Genomic DNA, 19,013 nt, shown 5'->3' with positions numbered 1-19,013 from the left:
GTTTTGTTTTTAATTGATTGTTATGATTATACTTTTTAAAAAGTTTTATTTTCAAATTTAAATGACCGAACGGTCATATTTTGGGTAAAAAAATTTAGACACAATTTTCCTCAATTATTTTTTTTAGACTTTGCGTAATAACTGCCATTCTCACATTGTTACCGGACATTCTTGCGATCAAATGTCCACCTTCAAGCATTGCGAAAAGAACCGTTGCAAAATCTGCAGGATTCCAGTCTGCTCTGAATTCTTTATTGAAAATGCCTCTTTCAATAATATCGGAAAGCAATTCCTGCCCCTGCTTGATAGCACGGTTTATTTTTTCCTTGACAACCGGATTGGTATCGTCGGCTTCCATTCCGAAATTTAATAAAGGACAGCCTCCGGTTACTGGCGGATGATTAGGATCACTGAAAAAATCAATATATGCGAATAACTGCTCTTTAGAAGTTTTGAATTTCCTTAAATTGTTTAAAAGTCTTTCACTCAGTAATTTAAGATTATGATCAACAGCAGCGCAGGCAAGTACTTCCTTGTTCTCAAAATGAACGTACATACTACCTTTAGACAATTTGGTGGCTTCCATAATATCACTCATAGAAGTAGCAGCGATCCCTTTTGTATTAAATATAGGAGCCGATTTTTCTATAATGAATTGTTTGGTTTCTTCACCTTTTGTCATGATAATATAAAATAATAATGCAAAGATATGACCGATTGGTCATAAAAACAAATTTTTTATGCTTTTTTTATATTGCATTGTTTTAATGTCAACTAAATCAGTTGTTTATTGTCCTTCTTCAGGAAGACATTGAGGAATTTCTCCTATTTCATTCATTGTAAATCCTTCTTCAAAAAGTTTTCTTTTATGATTAATTCCCCAGTCTTTAAGAGCAAATATGATAGGATTTAAAGTTGAAGAATAAGACAGAGGCTGATAAATGATTTTAACAGGATAATCATCAATAACAGTTCTTTTGATGAGCTGATGTTGTTCAAGTTCCTTGAGTTCCTTAGCCAGAACCTTTGGAGTAATACCTGGTATACTGTCCTGTATATCAGTAAAGCGATCATTACCTACAGATACAGATACCATGATGGCCAGCTTCCATTTGCCACTTAAAACGTCCAAAGCATCCCGTACAGGCTTGATCGTTTCCAGGCAGCTTGATTTAATTTTTTTTACAGACATACGCTTACAAATTATTTCGCTTTCCTTTGGGAAAGTACTATACAAAGGAAAGTAAATCTGTGCTAAATTGCAACATCATTTTTAAGGTATTTCCTTCTGAGACACAATAAACCGTATGAAGGAAATATTGTAATAATGAAAAGAATTCCGGCCGGTATTCTTCTGAGTTAAAAAGAGTCAATAATTAAAAAGAGACGAACAAAAAGAATGAAAAAAGTAATCTTAATTACAGGTTCAAGTACCGGTTTTGGTGCATTAATGGTAAAAACATTTAACAAAGAAGGGCATATCGTCATAGCTACGATGCGAAATACTACTGGAAGCAATGCTGAACACGCAAAAAATCTGAATACGCTGGAGAATACAGAAGTAGTAGATATGGATATCACAGATGATCAGTCTGTAAAAAAAGCTGTTGCTTTAGTACATGAAAAGTATGGCAGAATTGATGTTTTGATCAATAATGCAGGAATATATGGAGCAGGAGTTCTTGAATCTTATTCAATACCACAGATCCAGAAACTCTTTGATGTGAATGTTTGGGGAACATTGAGAGTGAATAATGAAGTTTTACCTATTATGAGAGCTGCAAAAGATGGTCTTATCATCACCATTTCCAGTCAGGTAGGCCGAATTTCACTTCCATTACAGTCTGCTTATAATTCTACAAAATTTGCATTGGAAGGCCTTATAGAAGGTTCGTATGAAGAGTTGATAGGGCAGGGAATAGAGTCAGTACTGCTTGAGCCGGGAGGATTCATGACGGAAATTATCGGTAAGGCGCATATTAATGGAGACCGCGAGGGCATTCAGGAATCTTATGGTACTGCTGTGGCAGATATCAGTCAGAAAATTCAGACCGTATTTGGTAAACTCTTTATGGAATCAGCTCCGGATCCACAAATCATTGCAGATGGAACGCTTAAACTGGTAAATACAGAAAAAGGAAAAAGACCGCTCCGTACGCCCTTAGATCCTCTTTCCAATGGAGTAGATAAAGAATACAATCTGATTACAGAACAGGTAAAACAAAAGTGGATAGAAGCTTATGGTTTATAAAATATAATATTAAATTATTGTAGTCCATACATCCCATAGAAAAGGAAAAGTACTAATAAACGGTACTTTTCCTTTTGTATTTTGAATATACAGAGAATAAATAAACGCTATTTATTGAAATTTAAATGAAGACAACCTCAATTTAATTTCTAAATTTACCCGAAATTGAATGCAATGGCCAACGGTAACCTGAATGTGCACACTTTGCGCGAACTTTATCAGCAACTAGGACTTCCTGTGGATTATCTGGAGGAAGAATCCGGATTTACCATTCATTATCTGGAAGAAACATTCCAGGATTTGCCGTTTCGTTCAGAACCTTTTCGTCCTAACTACTTTAGCTTTTTGTTTATTAAAAGTGCATTTGGGCATTACACAATCGATGATCAGAGATTCGAAGTGACTTCAGATACTGTTTACTTTACCAACCCCGGCAATTACAGAATTTTTGAATGGGAAAAACTAAAGCATACCTGTCTGATTACCTTCGGAGAAGGATTTTTGAAAGAATATGTGCATGAAGATGTCTATAATGATTTCTCTTTTCTTTTATCAGAAGTAGTTTCACCCCGTGTTTTGACTCCTGACCAGTTTAGCCAGATAGAAGAATTATATGCTTTGATTCATAAAGAATATAAAGGACATTCATTATATAAAAACAAAATTATCGGTGCTCTTGTGATCACGCTGCTGCTTAAAATCAAAGAATATTTCTTTCAGGACTATAATCCTATTTATGAAGGGAACCGCAGTTCACGGATTGTAAAAAATTTCAAACAAAATATTGAACAGCATTTCAGAGATCTGATCAGTGGAAAGACCAATACCCAGTTCAGGGTTCAGGATTATGCGAACCTGCAGGCTCTCCATGTTAATTATTTATCAAGCGTTATCAGTAGCAAAACCGGAAAAACAATCACTTCATGGATTGCTGATAAAGCAATTACCGAAGCAAAAGTAATGCTTCAGGATGAAACCCTTAGCATTAAAGAAATTACAGCCCGTTTAGGCTTTCTTGAAACATCCCATTTCAGCAATTATTTCAAAAAAAATACTTCAATCAGCCCTGCAGAATATAGAAAACAGTACTTTGGAAAGCAATCTTAGAAATTTGCAACATCTCCTATAATTCTTGTACGTTCCTGAGGAGCATAATGTATCAACTTTGTCCTATCAAATTAACATTGATAAAAACAAAGTAATATGAGTACATTAAACAACAAAGTAATCCTTGTGACCGGAGCGTCAAGAGGAATCGGAGCTGAAATCGCTCAACAGTTAGCTTCAACGGGAGCAAAAGTAATCGTTAACTACGCAGGCGGAAAAGATGCCGCAGAACAGGTTGTCGCTTCTATAAAAGATAAAGGAGGTGACGCTATTGCAATCCAGGCAGATGTAAGTAATTCAGAAGCTGTAAAGCAATTATTTGATCAGGCGATCAGCCATTATGGAAAAATCGATGTATTGGTTAATAATGCAGGAATCATGATTACCAAATTGATCAAAGATACTACTGATGAAGACTTTTCACGTCAGTTCGACATCAATGTAAGGGGAACATTTAATACTTTAAGAGAAGCAGCAACCCAGCTTGCTGATAACGGAAGTATTATTAATTTCTCTTCAACAACTACGAGAGTGATGATGCCAACGTATGGAACTTATGTAGCTACCAAAGGAGCTGTAGAACAGCTAACCCGAGTATTCGCTAAAGAAGTGGGAAGCAGAGGAATCAATGTGAATGCAATACTTCCGGGACCTACTAACACCGCATTGTTTACAGAAGGAAAACCTCAGGAAGTAATAGACAGACTGGCTTCTTTAAATGCTTTTAACCGTTTGGGAGAACCTGCTGATATTGCCAAAATTGTTGTCTTTCTGGCTGGTGATGATGCCAAATGGATCAGCGGACAAACGATTGGAGCCAATGGGGCTATGGCTTAATATCATACACCAATACTATTACATTATGAAGACTTTACCAATAGCAGTTGCTTTCGGATTTTTCGGAGCGGTTGCCGTTACTGTTTCCTTTTCGATGCAGTGGCCTACATGGGTGATGTTTGTAGCCTGGGTCAGTTTCTATATTTTCGGTAAAAAGATAGAAACCTCACTTTGGGCACTTTTACAGATTGTACTGGGAATGATGATGGCAATTCTGATACAGGTTACTGCAGGCGGATTGCAGCAGCTGATCGGAGGGTTAGGCTTTCCTTTGGCTGTTTTCCTGTACATTGGATCATTAGCCTACTTTGCGGGAACAAAAAAACTGAACAACATTCCTGCCTGGTTTCTGGGCTTAATCATCCTGTTTGGAGTTCACCCTCCACTGGAACCATTGCCTGTACTCAACTTATTAATACCCATTTTAGCAGGATTTCTATTTGCCTGGCTGAACAATAAGGTAGTTGATATGATTCATGAAAGACAGACATCAAAATCAACTGTTCAATAACAACTATTACACACAATCATTATTAAAATTTAAAAAAATGAATTCATTACAAAATAAAGTAGCCGTTATTACCGGCTCAGGAAGAGGTTTGGGAAAAGCTATTGCAGAACGTTATGCTGCGCTGGGTGCAGATATCATATTAAATTATTCCCGTGACAAAGCTTCCACAGATGAGGTAGAAAGCAATATCAAAGCTATGGGAAGAAAGGTTATTTCCGTTCAGGCAGATGTGAGCAAAGTATCTGAAATACACTATCTTTTTGATGAAGCAAAAAAAGCTTTTGGGAAAATAGATATCGTTGTTGCCAATGCCGGAATTGAAATGGTGGAAACTCCAGTAACGCAGTTCACGGAAGAACAGTTTGACAGACTTTTCTCCATCAATACCAAAGGGGCTTATTTTACCATGCAGCAGGCAGCTTTGAATGTAGAAGACAATGGACGCATTATTTATGTAGCATCCAGTACCACAGCTTTTCCTGTGCCGGGTATGGCAGTATATGGAGGAAGTAAAACCACCCCAAGGTATCTGGTAGATGTGTTATCAAAAGAAATTGGGCATCGTGGAGTAACTGTAAACACGATTATCCCTTTCGCTGTAGATCATTCGGGAATTTTTGCCGAAGAAGGAAGCTATCCTGAATTGAGAAAATCCCTGATTGACAGCTGTCCGATGGGAAGACTGGCGGAAGTAGAAGATGTAGCCAATATTGCCGAATTCTTTGCCAGTGATCTTTCTTCATTTGTGAACGGGCAGCATTTATTAGTCAATGGCGGAGCTAATCAGTAAAATACTACTATGAATATTTTTAAATTATTAAGTATGGTATTGATGATGGCTTGCAGTCTGAATGCTTGTGGACAGCGGTATCAAAACCATCAACACAAAAAAATAAAGAGTATGGATACTTCGAAAATTATAAATATAAAAGTAAAACAGGCTATTGAAGCCTTCCAGGCAAATGATATAGAAAAATGGATCTCTCTTTTTGCAAAAGATGCGGTATTGCTTGACGATGGTAACCCAAGAGATCTGAAAGAATTTTCAACCCATGCCATTCTTATTGAAAATTTCGTAAGCATTGATAAAGTGGAGGATAACGGAAACTCAGTGTATGGAGCATTCCACAGTGATAAATACGGAGATTTTAAAGCCTATTTTAAATTCCATTTTAATAAAGATGGGAAAATAAACAAGCTTGAAATAGGGCAGACAGATAATTAAAAACTCATGAGAAACTCTCTCTCAATACATTGTTTGGGAGTTTCTATTTGTATGGAATGAACTATGAAAAAGATCACGATTTTTTTTAACAGAGACAAAGGCTTATTCTTCTTCAGGATGATGATCAGTATGATTCTTTATATAAATCATGGGCATGAAAAACTGTTTCACTTCTCTGAAATGCTCTCGAAAATTGCTGACCCTTTGCATATAGGAAAATTACCGGGGCTTTTGTTTGCTGCTTTTTCCGATGTTTTTTGTGCGTTACTTTTATTATTAGGTTTCAAAACGAAAATCGCTTCTTTTGTAATTGCATTCAATACTTTGGTTGCGTTTATCTTGGTTCAGCATGGAGATGTAACCACCTTCAGAGGAGAAATTGCCCTCTTATTTTTTAGCAGCTCCTTACTCCTGTTTTTTACCGGTCCTGGGATATACAGCCTGGATGAATTCATGAAGAAAGCAGAGTGATTAATTTGTCCATGCAAATCATTAGCTGATAAGCTGGATTAATATAAGAGAACAATTTAACTCTAAGTTTACAAAAAGCTCCTATTTAGGGGCTTTTTATTTAGGGCAGATAGACGTATAACTTTTTTTAATCCTAACTTTGCTGCGGTAAAAGGAACTATGAAGAAACTGGAGATTAAAAAAAATATTCAGAAACAGGAAGATAAAAATCTGTCTTTCCGGGTTTTTGATTTGAATAAAGACCATTTGGCCCAATATGCAAAACCTCACAAAAAAGACCATTTTTGTATTTTTATTGTAGAAGAGGGAAAACTTCAGGTTTGTATTGAAGATAAAATTCATTGGATAAAAGCGGGAAAAATCTCTGTGATATTTCCGGAACAGGTAAATTTTGTGGCAGCCTCCAGCGAAGATCTCATCGGGAAGATTATTTTGTTTGAAGAAATATTGTTTTGTTCTGATATTCTGAAAAATGAACTAAGTACCTATAATGTTAATCTTTCTACACAGCTTAACTGTACAATACTTTCACGGGAAGACTTTGAACAAAGCTTATGCAACACTTCAATCATCAAAGAAATTTACGAACAGCCAACCCTTATAAAGAAAGAACAGGCCAGATTTTACATTAAAATTGTCCTTCTCGGACTTATTGAATCGATTCACGGACTGCATCCGGTTCTGCATGAAAAAACAGCAGATCAACCCCTGTATGTAAGATTTAAAAAGCTGTTGAATGAACATTATAAACAACACAGAACGGTTCAGTACTATGCAGAAGAACTGGCCATTACTTCCAAAAAGCTAAACTCTATTACCAAAAAACATTGTGGAGAGACTGCTATTCAGGCTATCCATAACCGTATTTTAACGGAAATTAAACGGCAGCTGATGTTTTCAGATCTTTCCCATAAGGAAATTGCTTTTGATTTGGGATTTAATTCTCCATCTGCCCTCAATAAATTTGTAAAAGCAAAACTCAAAGAAACTCCCACAGAACTTCAACAGGAACTGGTGCAAATGTATAACGTATAGTCTCGTTTGTATAACAGGGCTTGTGAAGGCTTATCTAATTTTGTATCATTAAAATCAGATAAGAAAAATGAGCAAATTATTTATTGCAGGCGAAGTCTTCCATGGTGCAGGAAGTCTTGATGAATTAAAAAATATCAAAGGAAAAAAAGCAGTTATTGTAACAGGAGGGAGTTCCATGAGAAAAAGCGGAACCCTTGATAAAGCGATAGCCTATCTTCATGAAGCAGGAATCGAAACACAGATTTTCGAAGGGGTAGAAGAAGACCCATCATCAGCAACCTGTCTGAAAGGTGCAGAGGTGATGAATACTTTCCAACCTGACTGGATTATCGGTTTAGGTGGCTGCTCCGCCATTGATGCTGCAAAAATTATGTGGGTATTTTACGAATATCCTGAGGTGGAATTTGATGCTTTGATTAAACCTTTCACAGTTCCCGTTTTGAGAAATAAAGCAAAGTTTATTGCTATTCCTTCTACCAGTGGTACGGGAACGGAAACTACGGGGCTTGCGGTGATTACGGATAGAGAGAAAGGCGTAAAATATCCTGTGGTTTCTTATGAATTAACACCGGATATTGCTATTATTGATGGGGAAATCTGCGCTTCAATGCCGGCACATGTAACTTCCAATACAGGGCTTGATGCTCTGACACATTGTGTGGAGGCCTATGTCTCCAATATTGATAACAATATTGCAGATGCCTTATCTAAAGGTGGTTTAGAGATTGTTTTTGATAACCTTAAAGAAGCCGTAGAAAACCCAAATAATATTCAGGCCCGTCAGAATATGCATGATGCATCATTTATGGCTGGTTTAGCCTTCAATAATGCATGGTTGGGAATTGTTCACTCTCTTTCTCATCAGGTAGGAGCGCTGTATGGAATTCCTCACGGAGCTTCAAATGCTATTTTTCTTCCGAATGTGATCCGTTACAATGCTCTGGCTACAGAACGTTATCCTGATCTGGCAAGAGTAATTGGGAAAGAAACTACCGAAGAACTGGCTCAGGCTATTGAGACACTACGTTCTGAAGTTAACAATCATTCAGCGATCAAAGATTTCGGAATTTCAAAAGAAGATTGGGAGAAAAACCTTGACTATATTGCAGCCAACGCTTTAGCAGACCCTTGTACAGGTTTCAATCCGAGAGTGCCTGTTTTAGAGGAACTGAAAGCAATTTACAATGCCTGTTATGAAGGTGCTGTATATGCAGAGGAAGTTGTTGCAGGATAAGATTTGATAACACTTCAATGTGTTGATATCTAGAAATACACTATTTATATGGTAAAAAGAAAGAGAACTCAATCTGAGTTCTCTTTCTTCAGTTATTTAATTATTTGACCATGATTTTAATGTTTTCCCTACGATCATTTTCATATAGAATACTCATCATGTAAGCTCCTTTTTCATACGTTGAAAAATCTATTTTGAGATCAAAAACATTCAGGTTTTTCCAATCGGCAAGCTTCCTTTGAGCTATATCATAAATGATGATATTCTTTATTTTTCCTTTACTTTTCAGGTAACAAAAATCGGTGACCGGATTAGGGTAAAAGGTAAGCTCGGACTCAATGGCAAGATCTGCAGTTCCCAGAGAACCGATAGTAATAACCTTACTTAACGTTTCTGAACAGGTATTTTTATTAACTGTCAGGGTGACGGTATAACTTCCGGGAGAGGCATAATGATGAGCCGGATCTGATGAGGAATCTGTGGTACCATCACCAAAACTCCATAATATTGAAGTGTAATTGGCGGAATGATTGGTGAAATTCACAGTGGTTCCATTAATTCCTGCGATAAAATCCGAATGAAGATGAAACGCATTGCTGTTCCATTGTGCAGGATTATTAAAAAAGACCTGATCAGCAATCTCCTGAAAATTTTCAGCAGTGTTTTGAGGCAGTCCGTTATAAAATGCAGAAGGGAAAACATGATCCTGGAAAACCGCAGAATACATAGAAGCTGCTACAAGGTAACTTCCTTTCGGCCCCGGATGAATATCATTATACGATCCATGAAGAGCCAGATCCTGCGATGAAGTGTAATACTGCCTTGCTGATTCTCCGGCAGGAACCATTTCTACCTGCATCAGGTTAGACATCTTAGTAATGGAGTCCTTTATTTTCTGCTGAAAAGTAAAATATACATTATATTCATTAGCAGAGGGTACTCCATACGGAATTTCATATAAGAATATTTTGGAACATGGGCTGTATTTTCGGATGGAATCCCTGATTTTGCGGCCACGCTCTGCTGTCACGGAAACAGGATAAGAATGACCTGCAGATTCACCAGTACCGGGCTGCATGATAACATACTTATAGTTTTTTGATTTTATTTTTTGGTACAGTGCAGGATCATCTACGTGATTAACAAATCCGGTTCCTCCCGGCGTATGGGTTGTTATGGAAACATTCTTTCCTTTTGAAGCAGCTATATTTTTGAAAATTTCAGGCATGTCATTAAAATACGTGACACTGTTTCCTATAAACAGAACCTCATCAGATTGACAGAAAGATAAGACTGAAAAACCAGTACATATCAGAAGAAGTAGTTTTTTTAGCATATCATATTTTTTTAGATTCTTATGTAAAAAAGGTACCTGCAAACAACCACTTATTATGCAGGTACACAATACAAACGATGATTAAAAATGTTTTTTTATCAATATAGAATTATACTTTTCTTTATCTGTTTTTATTATTAAACGCTTTAAAAAGTACCTGCAGGAAACCCAATCTATACTGCAGGCACAAGATTAAAAGGTGTTTAAATGAAAATGTTAGTTTATTTACTTTGTTAGAGATTTTTGCTTTATTATGAGTTAATGACTGGGTTTTATCTTTTTAAAATAAATTTGGAAAAGTACCTGCGGGTCATCTGTAATACCTGCAGGTACGGTACACTAATTATTACAACTATTTCTTGATTAATTTTGTATTATAAGTCGTCTTATCATCCTTTATGGTGATGACGTACATTCCTTTGATCAATGACGCAACATTGATTCTTTTTCCGTCCGGTTGCCCTTCCTGAACAAGTCTTCCGTCTGCACTGTAAATTTTGTAGACAGCTTTACCTTTCAGGTTTTTCACTTCTATAAATGTATCTGCAGGATTAGGATAAATTTCGATATCAGATGAGGATTGAGCTGATTCTTTAATCCCAAGTGCCGCATTGATCTTTACAGAAAAATCCCATACTGAGCCACGGGAGAACAGGTCACCATTATCATCTAAAGATGGGCTTGTACACGCATCAACTGAAGCATTGTAAAAACCACTGGCAACTCTCATTCTTAATGTTTTGTCGCCATTATAAGCATCAGCTGGGACTGTAAATGCAAAACTTCCCTGGTGTCTTTTATTGGCATTGGGAACAGCTCCGTTAATGCCTACTCTTTCTGAAGCTTCAAATACTCCGTTTCTGTTGTAATCAATCCACACCTGTACCCAATCCTGAAAGTTTCCTCCGGCACGGTTAGCATACACAATATAGTTCATATTGTATTGCGCACCCTGAGTAAGCTGAATCAGTCTGGCAGGATCTTCCGAATAATCTTTATAAGCGTGCTGAACGGTTGTCCCGTTTCCAGCTAAATCCACATTGGCTAAAGTCACTCTTAATATTCCGCTGAAATACGGGCTGTTTGTCGTGTTTCCTCCTGTAGTCATCAGGCAGTAGTCATATCCGGTGCGTAATCCTTTGGTTTTAAAATTATATACAGATGAAAATGCCCCGGGAACATTATTAATCACAGATGCTACACGAACTTCATAAGAGGTCTCATCTTCAAGATTATTTAATAACACAGAACTAACCGGACTGGCAGCATTGGACCAGTTTGCTCCTCCTGTTTTTCTGTAATTCACAGAATAGGTTGCTCCCGGTACATGATTCCATGAAACAGTTGCTGAGGTTTTTAATATATCATTGTCGAACGCAGCAAGCCCCGTTGGTGGATTGTTTGAAGAAGCCGGAGCATTTCCTACAGTCAGTGTAGGAGAAACCGCATAAAATATATTTCCTACCGCTGAAATTCGCAGTTTAATATTTCCCTGAAGCGCAGCAGGCATTTGTATTTCAAAACTTCCGTCATTCGGAGTTGAAGCTACCAGTTCTGTCCATGCTGCTCCGTTATTCAGATCGGTTGTATATTCAATCTTTACATTGGCTGTGTTGTATGGGGCGAGGTTGGTATTGGCAACATCCCATGAAATGGTATTGTTTGCATTATTATAAAGCGTAGTAGAAGGAGTTAATCCTTTGAATTTAAAAGGTCCGTCATTTCCAACGGTTACTGTATTTTCTGCAGAAATAGTTAAGGGTCTGTTTGGATTATTATCACGTACAGTTACAGCGTAATGTAACACTCTGGGAATATAGGAAACTGTTTCCCATGTATCTTTATTGGTCAGTTTCCCACTCATCACTACAGGCAGGCTCGGGAAATATCTTCTTCCGGAAGCCACTGCAGGAAAAGAACGGGTAAGTGAACCCTCAGGATTGAATCCCCAGCCGCTGTCTCCTGAGATGGAACTCGTTGAGCCTACGCTGTCATACTGTTCCCAGTTATAGGTAAACTGATTTCCATCTGCATCAACTGCATTGGCATCCAGATAATAGGCTGTCCCTTTAGGAATATTATAGGAAATAAGCGGAGTAATAGCTGGTGCATTATTGTTAGCGATATTTTCTGCTACACCGCACCCCACTTTACCTTCAAGATTGGTAAGAATTTGATTGATGGATGAATAGTGGAAATAAGCATCACTGTTCATCTGAACATTATTGGCTGTGATTCCTGCATAGGCCATGATGGTTGTTCCTCCGCCAGGTTCTATATTGACTCCTGAGCCTTCTGTAACAGTCGAAAATGTATGATTACCTCCAAGCTGGTGCCCCATCTCATGGGCTACATAATCAATATCAAAGGTATCTCCCACAGGGTTGCCATTCTGTGTAAATGCAGAACCTTTTCCTAGCGGTTCCGCTGCTGTTGGGTCGGTACATATGCAGCCTATACAGCCTGCATTTCCATTTCCTCCTGCCGCATTAAAAACATGTCCGATATCATAATTATCATTACCTACCTGAGCCGTTAAGGTTTGTTGCAGCTGGCCATTCAAATCGTTTGTATAAGGATCATTGGCAGGATTGGCATAAATGATATTGGGAAGGTTTTGTATATTCAAATGAATCGCAAATTCTTTTTCAAAAACACCGTTTACCCTGGTCATGGTATTATTCATCTGGGCAAGTGCTCCTGCAACCCCTCCAAAAAGGGTTGTATATTCTCCCGTTGCAGACAAGGCAAGTCTGTAGGTTCTGTATCTTGAGGCAGCCGGTCTTCCGGTAATATTGATTCCGGCAAGTTTATTTTTTCCGGAATTCTTTAAAGATTTGATGTCCAGTCCTTTTTTACCTTCCATGCTGCAGCTAAAGCCATGCTCAGACTCTGTTCTTTCTGTTTTATAGAATACACCATAGGTCTTTTTATCTGTTGTAATCGGTTCTATAAACTGAAAAACACCGTCTTTAATAATCATTGACTGTATTTCTGTAGGAGATGTACTGAATCTTACATATTTGGATGGGTCATCAATTCCCACTCCTACATAAGATCCTAATCCATATTTTTCAGCCAAAGATTTTTCCATCACAGGATTGCTGTACACTGCAAAGCTTTCTATGGCTCCTTCTGCTGTCGGTAATTGAATCGTTACTGCTCTTGCATTTGCGCCGGTTTCCTCAGCGTTTTTTAATAAGTGTATTAAAGCATTAATATCAGTTTTGTAAGCATACTTGATTTTTACCTCTCTTCTGATCTCAGACACTTTTTGTGAAGAGGTTTCCCATCTTTGGGCATTGGAAAGACAGAAACCAGAAATCAAAAATAATGATAATAGAGTTTTTCTCATTTTAAAAATTAGGTATTTAAATAGTGGTATTGCGAAGAATGAATATAAAAATTCGGGTCTTCAAAAGTAATTGCTAATTTTGTATTGCAAACAATGATATTTTATGATTTTGTTAAATTGTGTACGTAATACGTATGTGATTTTGTTTACTCGGGAGTTTTTTAGTGTTGATATTGTATTTTATATTTGAGTGGTTGCGACTAAAAAAACTATTTTTTTTATGTTGTATTTTCTTTCACATCATACTGAGGAAGAGTTCAAAAAAGATATCCTTAATCTGTTCAATATGTATAGCAAGAATTGTCAATATAATTATTAATACCAGAGTCATTTGGAGTAATGATATTAGGGAGTGTACAATTCATTTCTCCGGGAGTGCAATTGTATCCGTTTTTTATACTTTGACTTCATCTCTGGGAATATTGGTAAAGTATTCGAATTGTATCAGCTGATATTATCTGTACAATGTATTCTTTTAAAAAGTACCTACAGACTTTGTCTATGCTGCAGGTACGCTACTAAGGATGATTAAGAAAAACTAATTATTTAGAAATATATTTTTGAAATAGTATTAAACCTTACCTACCTAGCAGTTTCTGAAAAACAGAAGGTTAATATTCCTAGCGAGCAAAATTTTATCGTGAATAAATGAGGATTGAACAATTTTTTTTGAGCCTTAAAATAATATTCCGGTATTCAAAATTAATTGCTAATTTTATAAAGTAAATAATATTTTATTGCGTTTTTATTGATTTGTGTATGTAATACGTATGTATTTTGCGTAATGTAGGGCGGTGTAGTAGTAATATTGTATTTTTAATTATAGTGGAGTATGGTGAAAAATTTGTCTTTTTTCTTTTTCTTTATCTTTTCTTTTTTTTATTCACAGCATACGGAGAAGCAATTTAAGAATATCATCTTTGACATCGAATTTTCTACCGCCGGGCCAAAAGAAATAAAAAAAATTGACAGCCTTATTGCGGTGTGCCGAAAAAACTCTTATAATGACTGTGTTGCATTAGGATATCTCAAGATTGCGAATATCTATGACAGAATGAATGATTTCAAGAAGTCTTTTTATTATATAGATAAAGTAGAAAAGGAGAACCTTATTAGCTCGGATACAGATTTTGAAGTCATATTTTACCTTCATATTCAAAAATCTTTTTTATACCAGAAATTGAATGAAAGGGTAGCCTCTTTAAAACAATTGGATGAAATCTATGATGAGACCATGAAAACGGGTAATGCCTATTTTATTTATCTGATCAATCGGCAGTATGCAAGTAAATATGGTGATCAGAATAAAAAAGAACTGGCGCTAAAATATTCCAGAATCGCTTACAAATATTCCAAAATTTATAGAGAAAATAAAGGTAACCTTTATAGAATAGACAAAAACAGGCTGAGTAACAGCTATAAAACTTCTGCTTATCTTGCGGGAGCATATACAGATCTTCATAAAATGGATTCTGCAAAAATCTATATTGATGAAGCTCTCCGGAATGAAAAGAAAATTGATGATATTGGTATACAGTATATTACGGCTTTTTATGCTGCGCGTTATTTTAGGGCGGTAAAAAATATTGAGCAGGCTCAGCATTATTTATGGATTTGTAAAAATATTGCCAATAATTATTATAAAAGTGAAAATTATCAAATTGCTGTAGCGGAAGAACTGAAAAGTTTGTATGAGGACCTTGGGCAAAAAGATAGTCTCAGCTATTATTCTCAATGGTTATTGAAGATAGAAGCATCGAACAGTGAGCAAAATCAAATGTTGAATGATGCTGTTGATAAACAGAGTGAAATAGAAACAACCAACATTAAGAAAGAATCAAAAAAACTTTTTTTTATTTTATCAGGAAGTATTGCAGTATGTATTCTTTTTATTTTTCTTTTCCTCTATTACTACAGAAAACACAAAAGTAAAAGTCTGGATAAGATTGATATGCCCCATCAGTCACCAGCTCAGGAAAGTATTTTTAAAGAAGTCATACAGCTTGCCAAAGAAAACAGCTCTGAATTCTTAACCCGATTCAATGAATACTGTCCCCGCTTTTCAGAGGAGCTTCTGAAGGTTTCTCCGTTAAAAACTTCAGAAATCAGGTTTTGTGCCTATATATACCTGAATTTTTCTACCAAAGATATTGCCGAATATACATTTACTTCAGTACGAACAGTCCAGACCAAAAAATACAATCTGCGAAAAAAACTGGATATTCCTGGTAATATGGATATTTATGTCTGGTTTTCAAAACTATTGAAATAAAGATTACGAATATAGTGAAAAACAAAAGAGACTATTTCATTTCGAAATAGTCTCAGCTTTTAAATTAACTTCCGATTCATATCAGTAATTAATTTCTTATTGTTGAAATATGGATGTTTTTCTGTCCGTTGGAATCTATAAGCTCAATATTGCTGATCATATCATTGTAGACCAGGGTTGTGGTATCATTGAACGGATAACCTTCAATAAACACAGTTCTGTCCTTTGGAAGATTGTTCTGCTCATTCAGCATTTCCAGAGATAAACTATCGGGAAAGCCTGCATTTTTTTTAAACTTAATTTCTATTAAACCTTTGTCAGCCAGATAATCAAACTTCTTTAAATGAGAAGGTAAATGGGCTTTGGTTTTAAAAATAGTTGTCTTTTCAATACTGCTTTTATAAAGATCAAACATACTGGAAGTTCCGATGACATTATTGTACACTGCAAACCTTACATTACTGTTTTTTTGAGCAAAAAGTACTGCGGAAAATAATATAAGGAAAATATATAATAGCTTTTTCATACTTAAAATAGAGGTTTAAAAGTTTGATTAATTTCTGTTTTTTACCATAATCCATCCCGTATATTTTATCGGAGTCTGTTTTTTGTTGGTCTCATTCCAGCCCATATCAAACCAGTAGTTTCCGGTAGATACTTTCTTGCCGCCAATGCTGCCATCCCATTGATAGCTGTTTAATTTGCTTCCTTCGTGAATTTTGCTTCCATATCGGTCATAAATACTGAATGTGAAATTGGGTTTCCCTGCCAAAGCAGAATAGTCCAGTACATCATTTATTCCATCACCATTAGGCGTAATGATATTAATAAGATTAGGAACTGTAATTTCTACCTCTACAGGAGTACAGTTATAACCGTCTTTTACATAAAAAGTATTGCTTCCGCGCGGAACATTGGTAAATGCATTTTCATTCTGCCAGTTGATATTATCCATCGAATACTGATAAGGTGTTGTTCCTCCAATTGCAGTTAAGGTAACCGTATTATTGCTGATGTTAATATCTGAAATTACAGGATTTTCTGATGGATAAACCTTTACGGTTTGTCTTGTAGTACATTCTCTCGTTTTCAGATCTACCCAATAAGTTCCCACTCCCACATTGCTGATGGATGGTGTTGTTGCTCCAGTACTCCATAGATAAGAAGTATATCCGGGGCCGGCATCCAGTGTGGTGGTATTTTCCATACAGATAATTTTATCCTTTAGTACCTCCGAGTAGGTAGGAGGAATAACCGTAAGCGTAACCTCTGCAATTCTGTAACATCCGTTGGCATTGCTTACCTTAATGTAAACCACTCCGTCAGGAGCAATATAACTGGCTGGGTTCAGGATTTCATTGGTTCCACTGTGGGCATCGGCAGGAGAAGGATAATATTGTTTAATTGTTCCCGGCTGTACATTCACTCCTGCTGAGGTTAAATTAAATATGCCAAGGACAGGATTGGAAGGCTCAAAACATGACCTTAAGGCTGCATCTTTAACAATTGGGCTTTCGGAAACCGTTAACGTTAAAGTTACCTGCTCACAATCTGTAAAGTCAGGATTGTTTCCACAAAACTTATAAACAATAGTGTCTGTACCCATATAACCGAAATTAGGAACATAAGTAATTACTCCTGCCGGATCGATGGTTGCTGTACCGTTTGCCGGAGGTGTAAGAATTGTTACCGTGCCGGGAACATAGCTTTGAGTAGAATTGGTAAACTGAGGTACTATAGACTGATACCCTTCGCAGACAGTCATTGCTTTGGTAGACTCTTCAAGACATGTGAATACTTTGTAAACCGGAGTGATGGCCGGCGTACATGATCCTACTGCTATTTTTACGGTATAATTTCCGGAAACCAACGGAGTATAAGTATTCGCATTGGCTCCTGTAATAGGGTTTCCATTCAAAAACCACTGGTAAGTATCATAGCTGTCATCCACTTCAAGTACAATACCAGGAATACATTCTCCTGTCTGTTTTGCAATTAATGGGATAGAGGAGAACCCGGCAAAATATCCTCCATATCCGGAAGTACTGTATCCTCCATTAATCCCTGCGGTTACCGCTTTATCCGAAATAACTGTTACATTTCCGGTGATAGAGGGGATGGCATACGTTACCCAGCTGCTATTTCCTGTTAGCGGAAAAGGGCCTTCTGAAGCGAGTGGCGGAGCTCCGTTTACCATTACATTGGCTCCGGCTTCAGTTAAAATATTCAGCTTTACTATAGTTCCATTCGGGACAGTGCTTGTGGTACCTGTTCCGGTAGGCATTTCATTAATCTTTCCGATTTCATCAATTTTTCGGGGTAAAAAACAGTTCAATGGTGGAATATAGTTGTAACCACAGGTAGCACTGCTGTTATTTACTGAAACCAATTGATATAAATAGACATTTTTTGAAGTCGTAATAAACATATTAAAATGCCCTGAATTCCCCTGCTGTACATAATTGTTCCCAGTGATCCTGTAAAAATCACCACTGTTTATGGTGGCAATAGGAGTGTTGGAACCATTGATGAATATTTGGGTATGGTCTTCCGTTCCAATAATGATACCTCCTTCCAGATCATCAGCGGAAGATCTGGTTCTTACCATGGCAAAAGTACTTCCAAGCCTTTCTGTAGGTACAGATTGATCAAGGATGGCATCAGAGCCAGATCCGGTATTATTTCCAAAATTTCCATTTACATTTCCGTTGGTAAGCGTAATGGGTTTGTCAGAAACAATTTTAGCTCCGATAAAAGCAGACTGATTTTGACCTCCCGTTCCGGGACCTCCTGCAAAAATAAAAGACTGTCCCTTATTAAGTGTAATGGTCTGAGTATTGGTGGCTGGTGCTGCTCCAAAGAACGTTACGTTTCCACTCCATGTAGCGGTTACTACGGTATTGTTTTCAGTGGCCAGTATTCCTGCTGTAAAATTATATCCGGTAAGTGATGAGGTTGTAGGAGTTCCGGCTACGTAAAATTCCTTACCAATCCCGGCTTTCCCTTTACTGGTGATGATTTCGGCGTGTGTAGTGTTGCTTACTATTCTTAATGAGCAGTAGAACGGCTTTGTCCCTTGTAGATGTAACCCTTTCGTGATAACACTATAAGCGTCTGATGTAACATTGGCGGCGATAGCAGAAATGGGTACAACAAAGGTTTGTGGGGCATTTTTGCTGATTGTGACAGTGCCAATCGGAGTATTGTTATTGTTAATTGTAACAACAAAAGGGGTTGCGGAATCTGTAGAAAGGTATAATGCCTGTGTGTAACTTGTGGAGGCATAATAAGGAGCAAACCAGTGATCTGTATCTCTTTGTGCCGAAATCTGAATGCCCAAGATAATGAATAATAAACTGAGTATGATGTTTTTCATGAA

Annotated in this window: 16 protein-coding genes; 10 read left to right on the top strand and 6 right to left on the bottom strand. The window is 37.0% G+C overall.

The window, feature by feature from the left end:
• Positions 1 to 94 precede the first annotated feature (94 nt).
• Positions 95 to 682 (bottom strand): TetR/AcrR family transcriptional regulator, encoded by a 588-nt coding sequence (locus REB14_RS02000; protein WP_079242033.1) that lies wholly within the window; start codon positions 680 to 682, stop codon positions 95 to 97.
• A 105-nt stretch (positions 683 to 787) separates the two neighbouring features.
• A complete protein-coding gene (locus REB14_RS01995) occupies positions 788 to 1,192 on the bottom strand; it encodes a winged helix-turn-helix transcriptional regulator (protein ID WP_309521350.1) in 405 nt (134 codons plus the stop codon).
• Positions 1,193 to 1,399: 207 nt separating this feature from the next.
• On the opposite strand from REB14_RS01995, the gene REB14_RS01990 reads away from it, so the two are divergent.
• The 9 genes from REB14_RS01990 (at position 1,400) to REB14_RS01950 (ending at position 8,671) form a co-directional block, all read left to right on the top strand.
• A complete protein-coding gene (locus REB14_RS01990; protein ID WP_309521349.1) occupies positions 1,400 to 2,251 on the top strand; it encodes an SDR family oxidoreductase in 852 nt (283 codons plus the stop codon).
• A 174-nt stretch (positions 2,252 to 2,425) separates the two neighbouring features.
• Positions 2,426 to 3,358 (top strand): helix-turn-helix domain-containing protein, encoded by a 933-nt coding sequence (locus tag REB14_RS01985; protein WP_309521348.1) that lies wholly within the window; start codon positions 2,426 to 2,428, stop codon positions 3,356 to 3,358.
• Positions 3,359 to 3,454: 96 nt separating this feature from the next.
• A complete protein-coding gene (locus REB14_RS01980; RefSeq protein ID WP_309521347.1) occupies positions 3,455 to 4,195 on the top strand; it encodes an SDR family oxidoreductase in 741 nt (246 codons plus the stop codon).
• A 25-nt stretch (positions 4,196 to 4,220) separates the two neighbouring features.
• On the top strand, positions 4,221 to 4,706 hold the full coding sequence (locus REB14_RS01975; RefSeq protein WP_079242027.1) for a DUF1097 domain-containing protein: 486 nt from the start codon (positions 4,221 to 4,223) through the stop codon (positions 4,704 to 4,706).
• 37 nt (positions 4,707 to 4,743) lie between these two features.
• Positions 4,744 to 5,496, top strand: a complete 753-nt coding sequence (locus REB14_RS01970; RefSeq protein WP_309521346.1) for an SDR family oxidoreductase — start codon at positions 4,744 to 4,746, stop codon at positions 5,494 to 5,496.
• A 9-nt stretch (positions 5,497 to 5,505) separates the two neighbouring features.
• Positions 5,506 to 5,931 carry a nuclear transport factor 2 family protein gene (locus REB14_RS01965; RefSeq protein ID WP_309521345.1) on the top strand — a complete coding sequence of 142 codons (426 nt, stop codon included), beginning with the start codon at positions 5,506 to 5,508 and terminating at the stop codon, positions 5,929 to 5,931.
• 63 nt (positions 5,932 to 5,994) lie between these two features.
• A complete protein-coding gene (locus tag REB14_RS01960) occupies positions 5,995 to 6,402 on the top strand; it encodes a DoxX family protein (RefSeq protein ID WP_309521344.1) in 408 nt (135 codons plus the stop codon).
• Positions 6,403 to 6,561: 159 nt separating this feature from the next.
• Positions 6,562 to 7,437 (top strand): helix-turn-helix domain-containing protein, encoded by an 876-nt coding sequence (locus tag REB14_RS01955; RefSeq protein ID WP_309521343.1) that lies wholly within the window; start codon positions 6,562 to 6,564, stop codon positions 7,435 to 7,437.
• 67 nt (positions 7,438 to 7,504) lie between these two features.
• On the top strand, positions 7,505 to 8,671 hold the full coding sequence (locus REB14_RS01950; RefSeq protein WP_079242023.1) for an iron-containing alcohol dehydrogenase: 1,167 nt from the start codon (positions 7,505 to 7,507) through the stop codon (positions 8,669 to 8,671).
• A 100-nt stretch (positions 8,672 to 8,771) separates the two neighbouring features.
• On the opposite strand, the gene REB14_RS01945 is transcribed toward REB14_RS01950, so the two are convergent.
• Both REB14_RS01945 and REB14_RS01940 read right to left on the bottom strand, forming a co-directional pair.
• A complete protein-coding gene (locus tag REB14_RS01945) occupies positions 8,772 to 10,007 on the bottom strand; it encodes a PKD domain-containing protein (protein ID WP_309521342.1) in 1,236 nt (411 codons plus the stop codon).
• Positions 10,008 to 10,359: 352 nt separating this feature from the next.
• Complete coding sequence (locus tag REB14_RS01940; RefSeq protein ID WP_309521341.1) at positions 10,360 to 13,362, bottom strand: reprolysin-like metallopeptidase; 3,003 nt, start codon at positions 13,360 to 13,362, stop codon at positions 10,360 to 10,362.
• Positions 13,363 to 14,194: 832 nt separating this feature from the next.
• On the opposite strand from REB14_RS01940, the gene REB14_RS01935 reads away from it, so the two are divergent.
• Entirely contained in the window at positions 14,195 to 15,634 is a 1,440-nt protein-coding gene (locus tag REB14_RS01935) for a helix-turn-helix transcriptional regulator (protein ID WP_309521340.1), read from the top strand.
• 88 nt (positions 15,635 to 15,722) lie between these two features.
• On the opposite strand, the gene REB14_RS01930 is transcribed toward REB14_RS01935, so the two are convergent.
• Positions 15,723 to 16,160, bottom strand: coding sequence for a hypothetical protein (locus REB14_RS01930; RefSeq protein ID WP_309521339.1), 438 nt, complete (start codon positions 16,158 to 16,160; stop codon positions 15,723 to 15,725).
• A gap of 27 nt (positions 16,161 to 16,187) precedes the next feature.
• Positions 16,188 to 19,010: a T9SS type B sorting domain-containing protein gene (locus tag REB14_RS01925; RefSeq protein WP_079242018.1), complete on the bottom strand. Its 2,823-nt coding sequence runs from the start codon at positions 19,008 to 19,010 to the stop codon at positions 16,188 to 16,190.
• Positions 19,011 to 19,013 lie beyond the last annotated feature (3 nt).

Origin of the sequence: Chryseobacterium metallicongregator, from assembly GCF_031324065.1 — a bacterium.
In the GTDB taxonomy this organism is placed as follows: domain Bacteria; phylum Bacteroidota; class Bacteroidia; order Flavobacteriales; family Weeksellaceae; genus Chryseobacterium; species Chryseobacterium metallicongregator.
This window is presented reverse-complemented; position numbering and strand designations above follow the sequence as displayed.

What these genes read in the sequence shown, in the direction of transcription:
- REB14_RS02000 (WP_079242033.1), bottom strand. Translation starts at nt 682, where the DNA reads ATGACAAAAGGTGAAGAAACCAAACAATTCATTATAGAAAAATCGGCT.
- REB14_RS01995 (WP_309521350.1), bottom strand. Translation starts at nt 1,192, where the DNA reads ATGTCTGTAAAAAAAATTAAATCAAGCTGCCTGGAAACGATCAAGCCT.
- REB14_RS01990 (WP_309521349.1), top strand. Translation starts at nt 1,400, where the DNA reads ATGAAAAAAGTAATCTTAATTACAGGTTCAAGTACCGGTTTTGGTGCA.
- REB14_RS01985 (WP_309521348.1), top strand. Translation starts at nt 2,426, where the DNA reads ATGGCCAACGGTAACCTGAATGTGCACACTTTGCGCGAACTTTATCAG.
- REB14_RS01980 (WP_309521347.1), top strand. Translation starts at nt 3,455, where the DNA reads ATGAGTACATTAAACAACAAAGTAATCCTTGTGACCGGAGCGTCAAGA.
- REB14_RS01975 (WP_079242027.1), top strand. Translation starts at nt 4,221, where the DNA reads ATGAAGACTTTACCAATAGCAGTTGCTTTCGGATTTTTCGGAGCGGTT.
- REB14_RS01970 (WP_309521346.1), top strand. Translation starts at nt 4,744, where the DNA reads ATGAATTCATTACAAAATAAAGTAGCCGTTATTACCGGCTCAGGAAGA.
- REB14_RS01965 (WP_309521345.1), top strand. Translation starts at nt 5,506, where the DNA reads ATGAATATTTTTAAATTATTAAGTATGGTATTGATGATGGCTTGCAGT.
- REB14_RS01960 (WP_309521344.1), top strand. Translation starts at nt 5,995, where the DNA reads ATGAAAAAGATCACGATTTTTTTTAACAGAGACAAAGGCTTATTCTTC.
- REB14_RS01955 (WP_309521343.1), top strand. Translation starts at nt 6,562, where the DNA reads ATGAAGAAACTGGAGATTAAAAAAAATATTCAGAAACAGGAAGATAAA.
- REB14_RS01950 (WP_079242023.1), top strand. Translation starts at nt 7,505, where the DNA reads ATGAGCAAATTATTTATTGCAGGCGAAGTCTTCCATGGTGCAGGAAGT.
- REB14_RS01945 (WP_309521342.1), bottom strand. Translation starts at nt 10,007, where the DNA reads ATGCTAAAAAAACTACTTCTTCTGATATGTACTGGTTTTTCAGTCTTA.
- REB14_RS01940 (WP_309521341.1), bottom strand. Translation starts at nt 13,362, where the DNA reads ATGAGAAAAACTCTATTATCATTATTTTTGATTTCTGGTTTCTGTCTT.
- REB14_RS01935 (WP_309521340.1), top strand. Translation starts at nt 14,195, where the DNA reads ATGGTGAAAAATTTGTCTTTTTTCTTTTTCTTTATCTTTTCTTTTTTT.
- REB14_RS01930 (WP_309521339.1), bottom strand. Translation starts at nt 16,160, where the DNA reads ATGAAAAAGCTATTATATATTTTCCTTATATTATTTTCCGCAGTACTT.
- REB14_RS01925 (WP_079242018.1), bottom strand. Translation starts at nt 19,010, where the DNA reads ATGAAAAACATCATACTCAGTTTATTATTCATTATCTTGGGCATTCAG.